Annotated in this window: 15 protein-coding genes and 1 pseudogene; 15 read left to right on the top strand and 1 reads right to left on the bottom strand. The window is 69.5% G+C overall.

Features of this window, described 5'->3' with window-relative positions:
* From JWP60_RS02015 to JWP60_RS01955, 13 genes and pseudogenes are all read left to right on the top strand, one after another.
* Positions 1-480: pseudogene (locus tag JWP60_RS02015) on the top strand (short chain dehydrogenase); the annotation flags it as partial.
* Positions 481-629: 149 nt separating this feature from the next.
* A complete protein-coding gene (locus JWP60_RS02010) occupies positions 630-2402 on the top strand; it encodes a methanol/ethanol family PQQ-dependent dehydrogenase (protein ID WP_299785885.1) in 1773 nt (590 codons plus the stop codon).
* On the top strand, positions 2399-3205 hold the full coding sequence (locus JWP60_RS02005) for a quinoprotein dehydrogenase-associated putative ABC transporter substrate-binding protein (RefSeq protein WP_299785883.1): 807 nt from the start codon (positions 2399-2401) through the stop codon (positions 3203-3205). Before JWP60_RS02010 ends, JWP60_RS02005 begins: the two co-directional genes overlap by 4 nt.
* Entirely contained in the window at positions 3202-3777 is a 576-nt protein-coding gene (locus tag JWP60_RS02000) for a cytochrome c (RefSeq protein ID WP_299785881.1), read from the top strand. Before JWP60_RS02005 ends, JWP60_RS02000 begins: the two co-directional genes overlap by 4 nt.
* On the top strand, positions 3774-4742 hold the full coding sequence (gene coxB, locus JWP60_RS01995; RefSeq protein ID WP_299785879.1) for a cytochrome c oxidase subunit II: 969 nt from the start codon (positions 3774-3776) through the stop codon (positions 4740-4742). The genes JWP60_RS02000 and coxB overlap by 4 nt, the downstream gene beginning before the upstream one ends.
* Entirely contained in the window at positions 4739-6700 is a 1962-nt protein-coding gene (gene ctaD / locus JWP60_RS01990) for a cytochrome c oxidase subunit I (protein WP_299785877.1), read from the top strand. The genes coxB and ctaD overlap by 4 nt, the downstream gene beginning before the upstream one ends.
* Positions 6697-7311: a cytochrome c oxidase subunit 3 gene (locus tag JWP60_RS01985; protein ID WP_299785875.1), complete on the top strand. Its 615-nt coding sequence runs from the start codon at positions 6697-6699 to the stop codon at positions 7309-7311. Before ctaD ends, JWP60_RS01985 begins: the two co-directional genes overlap by 4 nt.
* A complete protein-coding gene (locus JWP60_RS01980; RefSeq protein WP_299785873.1) occupies positions 7308-7655 on the top strand; it encodes a hypothetical protein in 348 nt (115 codons plus the stop codon). Before JWP60_RS01985 ends, JWP60_RS01980 begins: the two co-directional genes overlap by 4 nt.
* Complete coding sequence (locus tag JWP60_RS01975; RefSeq protein WP_299785871.1) at positions 7643-8530, top strand: cytochrome c oxidase assembly protein; 888 nt, start codon at positions 7643-7645, stop codon at positions 8528-8530. The genes JWP60_RS01980 and JWP60_RS01975 overlap by 13 nt, the downstream gene beginning before the upstream one ends.
* A 63-nt stretch (positions 8531-8593) precedes the next feature.
* Positions 8594-8947: a YciI family protein gene (locus tag JWP60_RS01970; RefSeq protein WP_299785869.1), complete on the top strand. Its 354-nt coding sequence runs from the start codon at positions 8594-8596 to the stop codon at positions 8945-8947.
* Between the two features lie 120 nt (positions 8948-9067).
* Positions 9068-9490, top strand: coding sequence for a YciI family protein (locus tag JWP60_RS01965; protein WP_299785867.1), 423 nt, complete (start codon positions 9068-9070; stop codon positions 9488-9490).
* A gap of 10 nt (positions 9491-9500) precedes the next feature.
* Positions 9501-9908 (top strand): VOC family protein, encoded by a 408-nt coding sequence (locus tag JWP60_RS01960; protein WP_299785865.1) that lies wholly within the window; start codon positions 9501-9503, stop codon positions 9906-9908.
* A 1-nt stretch (position 9909) separates the two neighbouring features.
* A complete protein-coding gene (locus JWP60_RS01955; protein WP_299785863.1) occupies positions 9910-11181 on the top strand; it encodes a DUF6596 domain-containing protein in 1272 nt (423 codons plus the stop codon).
* A gap of 65 nt (positions 11182-11246) precedes the next feature.
* On the opposite strand, the gene JWP60_RS01950 is transcribed toward JWP60_RS01955, so the two are convergent.
* Positions 11247-11450, bottom strand: coding sequence for a hypothetical protein (locus JWP60_RS01950; RefSeq protein WP_299785861.1), 204 nt, complete (start codon positions 11448-11450; stop codon positions 11247-11249).
* A gap of 71 nt (positions 11451-11521) precedes the next feature.
* Here JWP60_RS01950 and JWP60_RS01945 point away from each other — a divergent pair, with 71 nt between their 5' ends.
* A complete protein-coding gene (locus tag JWP60_RS01945; RefSeq protein WP_299785859.1) occupies positions 11522-14191 on the top strand; it encodes an excinuclease ABC subunit UvrA in 2670 nt (889 codons plus the stop codon).
* A gap of 34 nt (positions 14192-14225) precedes the next feature.
* Positions 14226-15267 (top strand): carboxyl transferase domain-containing protein (locus JWP60_RS01940; protein WP_299785857.1); only part of this gene is annotated, 1042 nt, incomplete at its 3' end.

Genomic DNA, 15267 nt, shown 5'->3' with positions numbered 1-15267 from the left:
AACGCGCGCGGCACCTTCCTGTGCACCCAGGTCTGCCTGGCGGAACTGAAGAAGTCCGCTGCCGCCGGCCGCAACGCGCACGTGCTGAACATGTCGCCGCCGCTGGCCATGAAGACCCACTGGTTCGCGCCGCACACCGCGTACACGATGGCCAAGTACGGGATGAGCATGTGCACCCTCGGGCACGCCGGCGAGTTCCGCGCTCATGGCATTGCCGTCAACAGTCTCTGGCCGCGCACAGCGATCGCGACCGCCGCGCTGCAGATGATCCCCGGTGTCGACATTGCGGCCTGCCGCAAGCCCGAGATCCTCGCCGACGCCGCCTGGCTGGTGCTGACCAGCGACGCCCGCGACGAGCGCAACACGGGCAACTTCCATGTCGACGACACGCTGCTGGCGGCGCACGGCCAGACCGACCTCGACCGTTATTCGGTCACGCCCGGGCAGCGCAATTTCGTGCCCGACTTCTTCGTCGACTGATGGTTGTGTGCGCATCCATACATAGCCCCCAAAACGGTGCCGGCTGTGTAAACTGCGCCGCATAAAAGCACAGCCGCAGGGGCGGCGCGATAACACGGGAGTGCTGCGGTGCGCCGCGGCAGGAACATGGGACTTCGTCATCCAGGGAGATGAAGTTGCGTCGTACCTTGTGGGCCTTCGCGGCCCTGTTCCTCAGCGCGGCGGTCGCGGCCCAGTCGGCCGACGATGGCGACTGGCGCACCGCGGGCAAGGACCCCGGCCTCACGCGCTTCAGCCCGCTGGCGCAGATCACGCCAGCCAATGCCGCGCAACTCAAGCTGGTCCTGCACTTCCCCACTGGACTCGACCGCGGCCACGAGGCGGCGCCGATCGTCGCGGACAACACGCTGTTCGTGGTCGGGCCCTTCCCGAACCTGGTGTTCGCCTTCGACCTGACCCGCAAAGGCTTTCCGCTCAAGTGGGTGTTCGATCCCAAGCCGCAGGCCAGCGCCCAGGGCGTGGCCTGCTGCGACACGGTCAATCGCGGCGGCGCCTATGCCGACGGCCGCCTGTTCTTCAACACGCTCGACAATCAGACCATCGCGCTCGACGGCCAGACCGGCAAGGAGCTGTGGCGCACGAAGCTCGGCGAGATCAAGCTGGGCCAGAGCATGACCATGGCGCCCCAGATCGTGAAGGGCAAGGTGCTGGTGGGCAACAGCGGCGGCGAGTTCGGCGTGCGCGGCTGGCTCACGGCGCTCGACGCCGCCACCGGCAACATCGTCTGGCGCGCCTACAACACGGGCCCCGACAAGGACGTGCTGATCGGCCCCAGCTTCAAGCCCTGGTACCAGTCCGACCAGGGCAAGGACCTCGGCGTGAAGACCTGGCCCGGCGATGCCTGGCGCATCGGCGGCGGCACGGTCTGGGGCTTCGTGAGCTACGACCCCGACCTGGACCTGATCTATTACGGCACGGCCAACCCTGGGCCGTGGAACCCCGACCAGCGCCCCGGCGACAACAAGTGGACCTCGGGCCTGTTCGCGCGCAAGCCCGACACCGGCGAGGCGGTGTGGTTCTACCAGACCAGCCCGCACGACCTGCACGACTATGACGGGGTCAACGAGAGCGTGGTGGTCGACCTTGACCTGCAGGGCAAGACCCGCAAGGTGCTGCTGCGGCCGGACCGCAACGGCTATCTCTATGTCATCGACCGCACCACCGGCCAGGTGATTTCGGCCACGCCCTTCGTCCACACCACCACCTCGCTCGGCGTCGACCTGCAGACCGGCGCGCTGCGCTACAACCCGGCGAAGGCGCCCCGCTCCGGCGAGACCACGCGCAGCATCTGTCCCGCATCGCCGGGCGCCAAGGACTGGCAGCCGGCCGCGTGGTCGCCGCGCACGAAGCTGCTGTACATCCCGCACCAGAACCTGTGCCAGGACGCCCTGACCTACGAGGCGAGCTACATCGCGGGCACGCCCTTCGTCGGCGCCGAGGTGAAGATGTACCCGGGCCCGGGCGGCATGCGCGGGCGCTTCACCGCCTGGGACCCGGTGCGGCAGCGCAAGGCCTGGGACATCGAGGAGAAGTTCCCGGTCTGGAGCGGCGCCCTGGTGACCGCCGGCGACGTCGCCTTCTACGGCACCATGGACGGCTGGTTCAAGGCACTCGATGCGCGCAACGGCCACCTCCTGTGGCAGTTCAAGACCGAGTCGGGGATCATCGGCCAGCCGGTGAGCTTCCGGGCACCGGACGGCCAGCAGTACGTCGCGGTGCTGGCCGGTGTCGGCGGCTGGTCGGGGGCCATCGTCTCGGCGGGGCTGGATCCGCGCGATGCCACCGGCGCGCTCGGCTTCATCGGGGCGATGCGCGACCTGCCATCGGCCACCAAACGCGGCGGGCACCTGTACGTGTTCTCGCTGCCGGGGGCGGCCAAGTGAGGCGCGCCGTTCTCCTGTTGCTGGCATTGCTTGCGGCGGCAACGAACGCGCCGACGGCACAGGAGCCGCAGCGAGAGGCGCTGCGGGTCTGCGCAGATCCCGACAACCTGCCGTACTCGCACGAGGACCGCAGCGGTTTCGAGAACCGCATCGCGCAGCTGCTGGCCGACGATTTCGGCCTGCCGCTCGCATACGCCTGGCTGCCGGACCGGCGCGGCTTCGTGCGCAAGACCCTGGGCGCGGGCCTGTGCGATGTGATCGTCGGCGTGCCGGTGCAGTTCGAGCGCACGCTCAACACCAGGCCCTATTACCGTTCCAGCTTCGTGCTGGTGCAGCCCGCCGGCCAGCCGGTGCCGCGCGACTTTGCCGATGCCCGCCTGCGGCAGTGGCGCGTCGGCGTGCAACTGATGGGCGACGACTTCGCCACGACGCCTCCCGGCCATGCGCTGATGCAGGCCGGGGCCACGCGCAACGTGGTGGGCTTCCCGCTTCCCGGCGAGCAGCCCGCCGCCGCGCGCATGGTGCAGGCGCTGGCGCGCGGCGAGCTCGATGCGGCCTTCGTCTGGGGGCCGCAGGCCGGCTATTACATGCAGCGCGCCGGCCGCCCGCTGCAACTGCATGTGCTGGCGCCGCCGGCGACGCTGCCGGGCCAGCCCTTCACCTTCGCCATCGCCATGGGCGTGCGGCGCGGCGACACGCAACTGCGCGACCGGCTCGACGACTTTCTCGTGCGCCGGCGCGGCGACATCGTCGGCATCCTCGACGAGTACGGCGTGCCGCGCGTGGAGGAGAAGGCGCCATGAGCCATGCCCTGTCCCTGCTGCTGGTGGCCTCGCTGGCGCTTGCCGGCTGCGAGCGCGAGGAGCGCCACTTCCAGGCGGAGATCCAGAACCAGAGCGTCAACGCGTCCTCGGTGCGCGAAAGCCTGAACCAGCCGGCGATGGCCCTCAGCGGCTACGTGCGCAGTGCCGAGAAGAACATCAGCATGTACGACGACAACGCCTATGCCGTCAACGAAGGCAAGCGCCTGTTCCGCTGGTACAACTGCTCGGGCTGCCATTTCAACGGCGGCGGCGGCATCGGCCCGCCGCTGATGGACAGCGCCTGGGTGTACGGCAGCGAGCCGGCCAACATCTTCGCCAGCATCATGCAGGGGCGGCCGAACGGCATGCCTTCCTTCGGCGGCCACATCCCCGAAGACCAGGTCTGGAAGATCGTCGCCTACGTGCGCTCCATGGGCGGCGGCGTGCGCAGCGATGTCGCGCCCTCGCGCGGCGACTCGCTCTATCCCGGCAAGCCGGAGAACTTCCGCTCGCCGCAGCCGGCCATCCAGAAGGGCGACTCGAAGGCCGAACAGACCTGGGAGGTGCGATGAACCCCGGCGTCCACGACATGCTGCAGGCCTGGGGACCGCAGGCGGGCCACATCGCCAGCCTGTGGAACATCTTCCTCGTCATCTGCACCGTGGTGTTCGCCCTGGTGCTGGTGGCGCTGGTGCTGGCGGTGCGGCGTGCGCCGCGCATCCACACGCAGGAGCCGCCGGACCTGAGCACGGTCAACGTGCCCGAGCCGCGCCTGCATCGCACGGTGGCCACGGCCGTCACGCTCGCCGTCCTCGGGCTGCTGGTGCTGCTGGCGGCCAGCGTGTTCACCGACCGCGCGCTGGCGCGCCTGCCGCTGAAGAACGCGATCAACATCGAGGTCACCGCGCACCAGTGGTGGTGGTCGGTGAAGTACGTCAACGGACCGGTCAGCGAGACCTTCGAGACGGCCAACGAGATCCACGTGCCCGTGGGCCGCCCGGTGGTGGTGCGGCTCAATGCCGACGACGTGATCCACAGCCTGTGGGTGCCCAGCCTCGCGGGCAAGCGCGACCTGATCCCGGGCCGCACGGCGACCATGACCTTCCAGGCGGACCAGCCGGGGATCTACCGCGGGCAGTGCGCGGAGTTCTGCGGCTTCCAGCACGCCTTCATGGCCTTCGAGGTGCAGGCGCAACCGGCGGCTGAATACGAGCAGTGGCGCCAGCTGCAATTGAAGCCGCCAGGCGAACCCGGCGATGCGACCGCGCAGCGCGGCAAGATGCTGTTCCAGTCGGTGAGCTGCGCGATGTGCCATGCGGTCCAGGGCACGATCGCCGGCGCCCGCACCGGCCCCGACCTCACGCACGTGGCGAGCCGCCGCACCCTCGCGGCCGGCACGCTGCCCAACACGCCGGCCAACCTGGCGAGCTGGATCGCCGATCCGCAAAAGCACAAGCCGGGCACCAACATGCCGGCCAATCCGCTGTCCGGTGCCGACCTCGCGGCGCTGGTGGCCTACCTGGGGACGCTCCAATGAGGAAAGGACCGCGCGGCGAGGAGCCGCATCCGTATCGGGGCAGCACCAAGGACGGACTCGCCGGGGGCGAGGTCGTGGTGCGGGTGCTGGACGCGACCTGGTCCGATCCGCCCGGCTTCTTCGGCTGGTTCTGCGCCATCAACCACAAGGCGATCGGCAAGCGCTTCCTGGTGACCTGCCTGGTGTTCTTCGCCCTTGGCGGGCTGCTGGCCGCCTCCATGCGCATGCAGCTGGCCCGCCCGGGCAACACGCTGATGGGGCCGGACCTGTACAACCAGGTCTTCACCATGCATGGCACGACCATGATGTTCCTGTTCGCCGTGCCGGTGATGCAGGCCGTGGCCATCTACCTGGTGCCGCTGATGGTGGGCGCGCGCTCCACCGCCTTCCCGCGCCTGACCGCGTACTCGTACTGGATCTTCCTGTTCGGGGGGATCATGCTGTACGCGGTGTTCGCGTTCAACTCGGGCCCGGACGCCGGCTGGTTCTCGTACGTGCCGCTGGCGGGGCCGGCCTACGGTGCCGGCAAGCGCAGCGACTTCTGGGCGCAGATGATCACGTTCACCGAGGTATCGGCGCTGCTCGATGCGGTGATCATCATCTGCACGGTGTTCAAGATGCGGGCGCCGGGCATGACCTTGAACCGCATCCCGCTGTACGTGTGGGCCATGCTGGTCGTGGCCTTCATGATCATGTTCGCGATGCCGGCGGTGGCGCTGGCCAGCACATTGCTGATCCTGGACCGGCTGGTGGCCACCCACTTCTACAACCCGGGCGAGGGCGGCGACGTGCTGCTGTGGCAGCACCTGTTCTGGTTCTTCGGCCACCCCGAGGTCTACATGATCTTCATCCCCGGCCTGGGCTTCATGTCGGCGATGATCCCCACGTTCGCGCGGCGGCCCATGTTCGGCTACACGGCGATGGTGCTGTCCATCATCGCCACCGGCTTCCTGTCCTTCGGCCTGTGGGTGCACCACATGTTCGCCACCAACGTGCCGGAGCTGGGCAAGACCTTCTTCACCGCGGCCAGCATGCTGATCGCCATTCCCACGGCGACCCAGATCTTCTGCTGGATCGCGACGCTGTGGACCGGCCGCCTGAACTTCAAGGTGCCGCTGTACTACGTGCTGTCCTTCTTCGTGATCCTGATCATCGGCGGCATGACCGGACTGATGCTGGCCTCGGTTTCGCTCGACTCGCAGGTCCACGACAGCTACTTCGTGGTGGCGCACCTGCACTACGTGCTGCTCGGGGGCGCGGTGTTCCCGCTGTTCGGCGCCTTGTACTACTGGTACCCGAAGTTCGTCGGCCGCCTGATGTCCGAGCCGCTCGGGCGCTGGAGCTTCTGGCTGATGTTCGTCGGCTTCAACGTTGCCTTCTTCCCCATGCACCTGCTCGGGCTCAAGGGGATGCCGCGGCGCGTGTACAGCTACCCGGCGGAGATGGGCTGGGGCAACCTGAACCTGCTGGCCACGGTGGGGGCGCTCACGCTGGCGATCGGCGTCTTGCTCACGCTGGTCAACGCGGTGCGCAGCGCGCGCCACGGCCAGCTGGCGGGCCCCGACCCCTGGGGCGCCGGCACGCTCGAGTGGGCGACCGAGTCGCCCCCGCGCATGTGCAACTTCCCGGTGCTCCCGGTGGTGCACGGACGCGATCCGCTCTGGCAGGGCGTCCCCGCCGGCGCGCCGGACCACGTCGCCGGGCTGGCTGCGGATCTGCGCGAGGCACTCAGCACCACCGTGGCCGAGGCGAAGCCGGACGCCCGCATGATGTTCCCGGATTCCACGCCCTGGCCGTTCCTGGCGGCGGTCGCGACCACCGTGTTCTTCATCGCCTCGATCTTCACGCCCTGGGCGATGGTGTGGGGCTCCGTGCTGGTCGCGGTGACGCTGATCGCCTGGTTCTGGCCGGACCAGCGCGAGTCGGCGGAGGAACTGGCGCTGGAGAAGCTGGCATGAACGAATCCGTGGTCACCGGCAACGCCCTCGACGTGCGCGAACTGCCCACCGTGGTGTACGGGCACCGCAGCCTGATGTGGTGGGGCACGCTGGGCATGATGGCGATCGAGGGCACGGTGTTCGCGCTGGCGGTGATGTGCTACTTCTACCTGCGCAGCCACCAGGAGACCTGGCCGATCACCGCGCCGCCGCCCGACCTGCTGTGGGGCACGCTCAACCTGGCCGTGATGCTGGTGAGTTTCGTGCCGGCGCACCTGGCCAAGAAGGCAGGCGAGGACAGGAAGCTGCGGTCGGCGCAGATCTGGCTGTCCGTGAGCTGCGTCTTCGGCGTGATGTTCTGCGCCATCCGGGTCATGGAGTTCGCGACGCTCAACACGCGCTGGGACAGCAATGCCTACGGCTCGCTGGTGTGGCTGCTGCTCGGGCTGCACACGACGCACATCGTCACCGACCTGATCGACACGATCGTGCTGACCGTGCTGTTCTTCACCGGCCCGCTGGATGGCAAGCGCTACGTCGACGTCAGCGAGAACTCGTTCTACTGGTACTTCGTCGTGGCGACCTGGGTCCCGATCTACCTGGTCATCTACTGGGGAGCGCGCACGACATGAGCCGCAAGAGCGTGATCGCCCTGGTGCTGGCGCCGACCGTCGTCCTGGCGGCGCAGAGCACGCTGTATTCGATGGTGACGCCGGCGTGCAGCGCGCAGACGCGCCTGGAGCTGCACCTGGCCGCGGCGGTGGCGCTGGCCGTGGTGCTGGTGATGGCGGTGGTGGCCTTCGGCGAGTCCTCGCTGCGCCGCGGCGAGCCGACTTCGCACGACAGCGACGAGGCGCACGGCGCGGTGCCGGGGCGCTTTCTCGGCAGCTGCGCCTTGGCCGTCGCATCGCTGTCGGCGCTGGTCATCCTGGCCATGTGGTTCGCGCTGTGGGTGCTGTCCCCGTGCCTGCCCTGATCATCGCGCTGGCGGCCTTGCTGGCCGCCGCCTGCGCCCATGCCCATGTGCCGCAGGACCTGCCGGTTGCGGCCTCGCTGTGGCAGTGGGATCTCGCGCCCTGGCTGCTGTTCCTGCTCGGGTTGTCGGGATTCGGCTATGCGCTCGGACTGCACCGGCTGTGGACCAACGCCGGCGGCCGTCGCGGCGTCTCGCCGCAGCAGGCCGGGGCCTTCGCGCTCGGCTGGCTGTCGCTGGTGATCGCGCTGGTGAGTCCGCTCGATCCGCTGGGTGGCCGCCTGTTCTCGGCGCACATGCTGCAGCACGAACTGCTGATGGTGCTGGCGGCGCCGCTGCTGGTGCTCGGGCGGCCGCTGGCCACGTGGACCTGGGCGCTGACGCCGGCGCAAAGACGCGTGGTGGGACGGCTGTTTCAGCGACGGGGCTGGGTCGGCTTCTGGTCGACGCTGACCGACCCGCTGGTCGCCTGGGCGCTGCACGCGCTGGCGCTGTGGGCCTGGCACATTCCCACGCTGTTCGACGCGGCGCTGCAGAACGAGGCGGTGCACATTGCGCAGCACGTCTCCTTCCTGGGCACGGCCTTGTTCTTCTGGTGGTCGGTGCTGGGGCACGATCCGCGCGGCCGCTACGGGCCGGGTCACTCGGCGGCCTATCTCTTCACCACGATGATGCACACGAGCGCGCTCGGCGCGCTTCTGAGCCTGGCGCCCACGCCGTGGTACTCGCCGTATATCCCGCTGACCGGAGCCCTGGGCATGGACCCGGTCGACGACCAGCAACTGGGCGGCTTGATCATGTGGGTGCCGGCGGCACTGGCCTACGTGATCGCGGCGCTGGCGGTGCTCGGGAAGATGTTGACGCGGGTGCGGGCGTGAATGGAGTGACTCCCTCTGTCGCCGCGTTTGCCTCCGCACCCCGACCGCACCTATCATCCCCGCATGTCCTTCATGCTCCTCATTGTCGAAGACCCCGCCCAGCGCGGCACGCGCACGCGCACGGAGGGCGAAGCCGTGTTCCGGCGCATGGTCGACTTCTCCGAGGACCTGAAGAAGCAGGGCAAGCTGCTGGCGGTCGAGTCGCTCGAGTCGCAGCAAAAGGGCTCCCGCGTGCAGGTGCGCGGTGGCCGCGCCCAGGTGCTGGACGGGCCCTTTGCCGAGGCCAAGGAAATGGTCGGCGGCTTCTTCCTGCTGAATTGCCGCACCCGCGAGGAGGCCCTGGCGATCGCGCAGGCCTGTCCGGCCGCCGAATGGGCGACCGTCGAGGTGCGTGAGACCGCACCCTGCTACCTCTAGGCGCCTGGCGTCCTGGCGCCTGCGTGAACGGGCGATGTCGATTCCGCGCCGGCTCGTTCGTCGTGGCTGCAGAAGCGGCAAGTCCGCCGCTTTGCCAACCGCCCCGCGAAGGAGCACGTCATGCGTTTCATGATCATCGTCAAGGCCACGCCCGACAGCGAAGCCGCCCGCTTTCCGCCCAACCCCGAGCCGCTGTTCCAGGCGATGGCCGCCTACCACGAGGAACTCGCGCGCGCCGGGGCGCTGCTGGACGCCGCCGGCCTGCAACCGAGCAGCAAGGGCTGGCGTGTGCAGTACGAAGGCGGCAAGCGCTCCGTCGTCGACGGCCCCTTTGCCGAGAGCAAGGAACTGATCGCCGGCTACACGCTGATCCAGACCCGCACGCGCGACGAGGCCATCGAGTGGTCGAAGCGCTTCCCCAATCCGATCGGCGAAGGCGTCGCCTGCCACATCGAGGTGCGGCAGATCTACGAGCTGGAAGACTTCGCCGGCCTGGTAGCGCCGGCAACCCAGGAACGGTTCGAGCAGATCGGCCTCAAGTAAGGAAAACCCCATGTCCCGCAAAATCTTCGTCAACCTGCCGATCCGTGACATGGAGCGCGCCAAGGCGTTCTTCACCGCGCTCGGCTTCTCCTTCAATCCGCAGTTCACCAACGACCAGGGCGCCTGCATGGTGGTGGCCGAAGACATCTTCGTGATGCTGCTGGTGGAGCCCTTCTTCCAGAGCTTCATCAAGAAGCGCATCGCCGATGCGAAGGCCACCACCGAGGTGCTGGTCTGCCTCTCGTGCGAGAGCCGCGCCGAGGTGGACGACCTGGTGAAGAAGGCGCTGGCCGCCGGCGGCACCGCGCCCAACGCGCCGCAGGACCACGGCTTCATGTACGCCCACGGCTTCGAGGACCCGGACGGCCACCTCTGGGAGCTGACGTGGATGGACCCGAACGCGGCGCCACCGCACTGAGATGCACTCGGCCACCCACCAGGCGATCGCCGCGGTCTGGCGCATCGACGCGGCGCGCATCGTCGCCGTGGTCGCGCGCATGGTGCGCGACGTCGGCGTGGCCGAGGAACTGGCGCAGGACGCGCTGGTCGCGGCGCTGGAGCACTGGCCGCGCGACGGCATCCCCGACAGGCCCGGTGCGTGGCTGATGACCACCGCGAAGAATCGCGCCCTCGACCACCTGCGCCTGGCCAAGCTGCGCGGCGCCAAGCTCGAGGAGCTGGGCCTCGATCTCGAGGCGCAGGAGGCGCTGGTGGTGCCGGACTTCGTCGACGCGCTCGATGCCGCGCGGCAAGACGACATCGGCGACGACCTGCTGCGGCTGATCTTCACCGCCTGCCATCCGCTCCTGTCGATGGAGGCGCGGGTCGCGCTCACGCTCAAGCTCCTGGGCGGCCTCACGACGCACGAGATCGCCCGTGCCTACCTCGTGCCGGAGCCCACGATCGCGCAGCGCATCGTGCGGGCCAAGCGCACGCTCAGCGAGTCCAAGGTGCCGTACGAAGTGCCCCGCGGCGCGGAGCTGCAGCAGCGGCTCGCCTCGGTGCTGGAGGTGGTCTACCTGGTTTTCAACGAGGGCTACACGGCGACGGCGGGCAACGACTGGATGCGGCCCGAACTCGCGCAGGAGGCCCTGCGCCTGGGCCGCATGCTGGCCGGTATCGCGGCGCGCGAGCCGGAGGTGCATGGCCTGCTGGCGCTGCTGGAACTGCAGGCCTCGCGCATGAACGCGCGCACCGACGCCGAGGGCCGCCCCATCCTGCTGGCCGACCAGGACCGCGGCCGCTGGGATCCGCTGTTGATCCGCCGCGGGCTGGCCGCGCTGGAGAAGGCGCACTCCTTGGGCGGCGAGCGCGGGGTCTATGCGCTGCAGGCGGCCATCGCGGCCTGCCATGCCCGCTCGCGCAGCAGCGCCGAGACCGACTGGAAGGCGATCGCCGCGCTCTATGCCACGCTGGCGGAGGTCGCGCCCTCGCCGGTGATCGAGCTCAATCGTGCCGTGGCGGTGGCAATGGCTGAAGGCCCGGCGGCGGCGCTGGTCATCGTCGATCGCTTGCGCACGCAAGCATCGCTGCGGCGCTATCAATGGCTGCCGAGTGTGCGGGGGGATCTGTTGGAGAAGCTCGGCCGGCGTGATGAAGCGCGCGCCGAATTCCTGGCGGCCGCCGCGCTGGCCGGAAACGAGCGGGAGCGGGAATTCTTGCGACAGCGGGCGGACGCGCTGTCGTTGTAGGGTGGGATGCGCGCAGCGCACCCCACCGCACGGCCCATGGTGGGGTGCGCTGCGCGCATCCCACCCTACTTGTTTTCCTTCGCCCGATAAAACTGCGGCGCCGTTCTTTGCACGACCGCCCCGTCGAAGGCCCACGTCATGCACTTGCCCATGTAGAACGGCGGCTTGCCGTCCGCCGGGATCTCAATGACTTCGCTTCGCGGCAATGACGAAAAGACGCCGATGACCGATTTTGTCATTTGTCGTTCGCCGCGCAGCGGCAAGGTCATTCGTCATGGCCGACAGGAAATTTCAGCCGTGTCCCACGAGAGCGTGAGCTGCATGGCTCTACCGTGTCTGCATGGCCAGGGACAGCAAGGGCAGTGCGCCCGCCGAAGAAAAACAAGACGGTTCCCCACCCGCTCGCGGGCACGGCTTCGTGCGCGTGCGGGGGGCGCGCGAGCACAACCTGCAGGACGTCGATGTCGACGTGCCACGCGACGCGCTGGTGGTGTTCAGCGGCGTTTCGGGCTCGGGCAAGTCCTCGCTCGCCTTCGGCACCATCTATGCCGAGGCGCAGCGGCGCTATCTCGAATCGGTGTCGCCCTATGCCCGCCGGCTGATCGACCAGGCGGGCGTACCCGACGTCGATTCCATCGATGGCCTGCCGCCCGCAGTCGCCCTGCAGCAGCAGCGCGGCGCGCCCAGCACGCGCTCCTCCGTGGGGAGTGTCACGACGCTCTCCAGCCTGCTGCGCATGCTCTATTCGCGCGTGGGCCACTATCCGCCCGGGCAGCCCATGCTGTATGCGGAGGACTTCTCTCCCAACACGCCGCAGGGCGCCTGTCCGCATTGCCACGGCCAGGGTCGCGTGTACGACGCCACCGAGGCCTCGATGGTCCCGGACGATTCGCTCTCGATCCGCGAGCGCGCCATCGCCGCCTGGCCGCCCGCCTGGCACGGGCAGAACCTGCGCGACATCCTGGTGTCCCTCGGCCACGACGTCGACCGCCCCTGGCGCGAGCTGCCCCGCAAGCTGCGCGACTGGATCCTGTTCACCGACGAGACCCCGACGGTGCCGGTCTATCCCGGTTTCACGCCGAGGGAAACCAAGGCTGCCCTGCGCAGCAAGACGGAGCCCGCGTACATGGGCACCTTCACCAGCGCGCGCAACTACGTGCTGCACACCTTCGCGAGCACGCAAAGCGCGATGATGAAGAAGCGCGTGGCGCAGTTCATGGTCGGCGCGCTGTGCCCGGTCTGCGCCGGCAAGCGCCTGAAGCCGGAGGCGCTGAGCGTGACCTTCGCCGGCCACGACATCGGCGCGCTGGCGCAGCTGCCGATCGAGGAGGTCGTGCCGATCCTGCGGCCCGCCGCCGAAGGGCGATTGCAGGACGTGGCCGCGGCCGGTGACCGGCTCTCGCGGGCCCAGACGCAGCGCGCCACCGACGCGCGGGTGGCGCAGGGCGGCGCGTCGCATGCGGCCGCGCCCGATGTGCGCCTCACCGGCGGACTCTCCGAAGAAAAGCGCATCGCGGCGCAGCGGCTCGCGCACGACATCCTGGCGCGCCTGCACACGTTGCAGGAGCTGGGGCTGGGCTATCTCTCGCTGGCGCGCAGCACGCCGACGCTGTCGCCGGGCGAGCTGCAGCGCTTGCGCCTGGCTACGCAACTGGGCTCGCAGCTTTTCGGCGTGATCTACGTGCTGGACGAACCTTCGGCCGGCCTGCATCCCGCCGATGGCGAGGCACTGCTGGCAGCGCTGCGGCGGCTGAAGGCCAGCGGCAACTCGGTGTTCGTCGTGGAGCACGACCTCTCGCTGATGCGCGAGGCCGACTGGCTGGTCGACGTCGGCCCGGCCGCCGGCGAGCGCGGTGGCCGCGTCTTGTACAGCGGTCCGCCCGCGGGCCTGGCGCACGTGGAGGAATCGCAGACCCGCCGCCACCTGTTCGGCGAGGTGTGGATGCCGCCCCGGCCCGCGCGCGAACCCCGTGGCTGGCTGCGGCTGGAACGCGTCACGCGCAACAACCTGCAGGGCCTGGATGCGGCCTTTCCCCTGGGCTGCATGACGGCAGTGACCGGCGTCTCCGGCTCGGGCAAGTCGACGCTGGTCACGCGCGCCTTGCTGGAGCTGGTCGCCCAGCATCTGGGCAGCGACTTGCCCGGCGCCGAGGAAGAGGCCGACGAACTGCTGGAGCCCGATGCCGCCGACGGCAACTGGTCGGGCCGCCTGGCGGGCGACACCGGTGCGATCCGGCGCCTGGTGCAGGTGGACCAGAAACCGATCGGCCGCACGCCGCGCTCCAACCTCGCCACCTACACCGGCCTGTTCGACACGGTGCGCAAGCTGTTCGCGGCCACGCCGGCGGCGCGCAAGCGGCGCTACGACCCGGGCCGCTTCTCCTTCAACGTGGCCAAGGGCCGCTGCGACACCTGCGAGGGCGAGGGCTTCGTCTCGGTCGAACTGCTGTTCATGCCCAGCGTGTACGCGCCCTGTCCGGACTGCCACGGCGCCCGCTACAACCCGCAGACGCTCGAGATCCTGTGGCACGGCAAGAGCATCGCCGACGTGCTGCGTCTGACGGTCGAAGAAGCCGTGGACTTCTTCGCCGCAGAGCCCGCCGTGCTGCGCCCGCTGCAGGTCCTGCAGGACATCGGGCTCGGCTACCTGCGCCTGGGCCAGCCGGCCACCGAGCTCTCGGGCGGCGAGGCGCAGCGCATCAAGCTGGCTACCGAGCTGCAGCGCATGCATCGCGGCGACACCTTGTACGTGCTGGACGAGCCCACCACCGGCTTGCACGCGGCCGACGCCGATCGCCTGATGGCGCAACTGCAGCGGCTGGTGGACGAGGGCAACACGGTGGTCGTGGTCGAACACGAGATGCGCATCGTTGCCCAGAGCGACTGGGTGATCGACATGGGCCCGGGGGCCGGGGTGCAGGGCGGCCGGATCGTGGCGTCCGGCACGCCCCGGCAGGTGGCGAAGGCGAAAGGCAGCGTGACCGCACCCTACCTCGCGTCGTCCCTGTAGGGCGGCCTGCGCGCTTCTGCTATGGTCCCCCGCCATGGCTTCCGCGCATGATCGATCCCAGCAGAACCGCGAGGCCATGCTCGCGCGCATCGCGCAGCTGCGCGCGCTGGAGCAGCGTGCCGCCGACCGCTCGGCCGAGGCGCAGTCGCTGTTCGAACAGCGCGGACAACTGCTGCCGCGCGAACGCGTCGGCCTGCTGCTGGATCCGGGCGCGCCCTGGCTGCCCCTGTGCCACCTGGCGGGCTACCTGCAGGACAGCACGGATGCCGCCAGCTCGGTGCCGGGCGGCGGCGTGATTGCCGGCATCGGCTTCGTCCGTGGCGTGCGCTGCATGGTCGTGGCCAGCGACTCCGGCATCGAGGCCGGCGCGCTCCAGCCCATGGGGCTGCAGAAGATGCTGCGCGTGCAGGAGATCGCGTTGCAGCAGCGCCTGCCCTTTGTGCACCTGGTGGAAAGCGCGGGCGCCAACCTGATGCGCTATCGCGTGGAGGACTTCGTGCAGGGCGGCGCGCTGTTTCGCAACCTCGCGCGCCTGTCGGCTGCGGGCATTCCGGTGCTCACCGTGCAGCACGGATCCGGCACGGCCGGCGGTGCCTACCTGCCGGGGCTGAGCGACATCGTGATCCTGGTGCGCGGCCGCTCGCGCGCGTTCCTCGCCGGGCCGCCGCTGCTGCAGGCCGCCACGGGCGAAGTCGCGAGCGAGGAGGAACTGGGTGGGGCGGAGATGCATGCCAGCGTCTCCGGATTGGGCGAGTACCTGGCCGGGGATGATCGGGAGGCGCTGGGGATCGCGCGGGATGTGGTGGGGCGGCTGGCCCTCACCCCAACCCTCTCCCGCAAGCGGGAGAGGGAGTCACAGCCGGGGAGTTCGCTCCCTCTCCCGCTTGTGGGAGAGGGTGGGGGTGAGGGTGCACGGGAGGACCTCCTCTCCCTCATGCCGCTGAACCTCCGCGAACCCGTCGACTCCCGCGAGATCATGCTTCGCCTCGCGGACGATGCTTCCCTGCTCGAATTCAAGTCGCTCTACGGCCCGGCCACCGTCTGCGCGCAGGCAAGCATCGCCGGCCACGCGGTCG

It is taken from the genome of Ramlibacter sp. (genome assembly GCF_028291745.1).
In the GTDB taxonomy this organism is placed as follows: domain Bacteria; phylum Pseudomonadota; class Gammaproteobacteria; order Burkholderiales; family Burkholderiaceae_C; genus Ramlibacter.
Note: the sequence above shows the minus strand (reverse complement) of the source record. Positions and strands in the feature narration are given on the sequence as shown.